Origin of the sequence: Vibrio sp. Vb1755 (assembly GCF_033338635.1) — a bacterium.
GTDB classification, from domain to species: Bacteria; Pseudomonadota; Gammaproteobacteria; order Enterobacterales; family Vibrionaceae; genus Vibrio; species Vibrio alginolyticus.
Map to the genome: position 1 here is coordinate 1 of NZ_JAWOTA010000116.1, position 1,518 is coordinate 1,518.

General features: G+C 42.7%; 2 protein-coding genes. Both read right to left on the reverse strand.

Annotation, left to right across the window (positions count from 1 at the left end; all coding sequences use genetic code 11):
- Positions 1-78: 78 nt before the first annotated feature.
- The gene (locus tag R7E00_RS23090; protein WP_318124568.1) at positions 79-492 is read right to left on the reverse strand and encodes a MarR family winged helix-turn-helix transcriptional regulator; all 414 of its coding nucleotides are present in this window, start codon (positions 490-492) and stop codon (positions 79-81) included.
- Between the two features lie 96 nt (positions 493-588).
- Positions 589-1,509: a lipoprotein NlpI gene (nlpI, locus tag R7E00_RS23095; RefSeq protein WP_318124570.1), complete on the reverse strand. Its 921-nt coding sequence runs from the start codon at positions 1,507-1,509 to the stop codon at positions 589-591.
- Positions 1,510-1,518 lie beyond the last annotated feature (9 nt).

The window sequence follows — 1,518 nt, forward strand, 5'->3', positions numbered from 1 at the left end:
TTTATAAATGGAGTTTTGCATGATTCTCACCAATAGTTAGCAAAGCTAACTAAATAGTTAAATAAATGAATTTTTGAGTTAATTTCCAAGCGCTTTATTGAGTAGCGACTGCAATTGTTTGGCTTCTTGTTCGTTTAGCTTTAGCATCATTTGATCCGAAATATCCTTATAAACAATTTGTTCTAAAGACATTTTTTCAGCGACCTCTTCCGTCAATAAGACACGCTTTGCGCGAGCATCTTCATTGCAAGCAATACGCTTCACTAACCCTTTCTTTTCTAAACGCACCACCATATTGGAGGAAGAAGGTTTGGTTACCTGTAACTCGTCGGCAAGATCAGTAATACGAACGCCTTCAGGAAACACCTGAATTACGCGTAAGTAATCAAATTCGTTAAAGCTAAGATGAGACAATGGATCTTCTTTAGCGTAAACACGCCAAGCTTTGGCGCAAAAACGCTCCAAATCGATCAAACTCTCTTCTAAAGCCATAAAGATTCACCAATTAGTTAGCAAGACTAACTATTCTAAAGCGAGTTATCTCAATCATCAAGCGTAAAAAAGCCGCTTATGGAAGCGGCTTTATCATTATTGCTGTTCTTGTTGCTCGGCGGCTTTTAGCTTGGCCAACCTATCTTGCTGAAGTTGGTCATAAATTTGTGCTAACTCCAAGAAAGAGTAACGATGCTCAACGTACTCGTACACATTCAACGAAATGGCGAGCTTATACAACGAAATCGCGCTGGCGATGTCACCTTCCAATTGATGACGTTTACCGAGATAAAAATAGGTTTCCGTCAATCGCTGAGCAAGGCGATAGTTTTCTCGCGTCCCATCCATAATCGCAGCAAGAGCCGCTTCATCAGAAACATCGCGTAGCATAAGAGCGACTAACACCCAACCCCATTCTTCACTGCGATCTTGTTGGTAACGCTGCTGAAGGTTTGCTTTTGCTTGCTCAGGGTTTTGATCCGCTTCAATGATGTATAACCACAATGCGCGAAATGGATCGCTTGGCATCTCTTGATAATGCTTGGTCATATCTTCCAAGGCCAAATCAATACGACCGCCGTAGTATAGCGCTATCGCCCGATTGCGCTCTGCGTAAGAGTTATCTGGTGCAAGTTCGAGTGTTGAATCAAATGCTTCGTATGCCGCATCAAACTCTCCAACCTGAGTAAAGTAAACGCCGAGAAGATTAAATATATCTGGCTGAGCTGGGTTCAACTGCAATGATTGGTTGAAGTCCAAACGAGCAAGGTCACGCAAGCCAACACTGTCGTAGTAATTACCACGCTCATAATGCATTTTGGCACGCACTTCATCGCTGAGATCAGGGCGCTGCAGTAGTTGTGATAAACGCGCAATTTGAACTTCTTGTTGAACGCTCGGTTGTAAAGGCACAGCCATTGGTGGGTAAAGCCACTTCAGTGCTGAATGCTGAGAAGTATTTGCACAACCGGTCAGCGCGATAGCAACACATAAAATTGCGGTTTGAAACCATTTCACTAATTGATA

What these genes read in the sequence shown, in the direction of transcription:
- R7E00_RS23090 (WP_318124568.1), bottom strand. Translation starts at nt 492, where the DNA reads ATGGCTTTAGAAGAGAGTTTGATCGATTTGGAGCGTTTTTGCGCCAAA.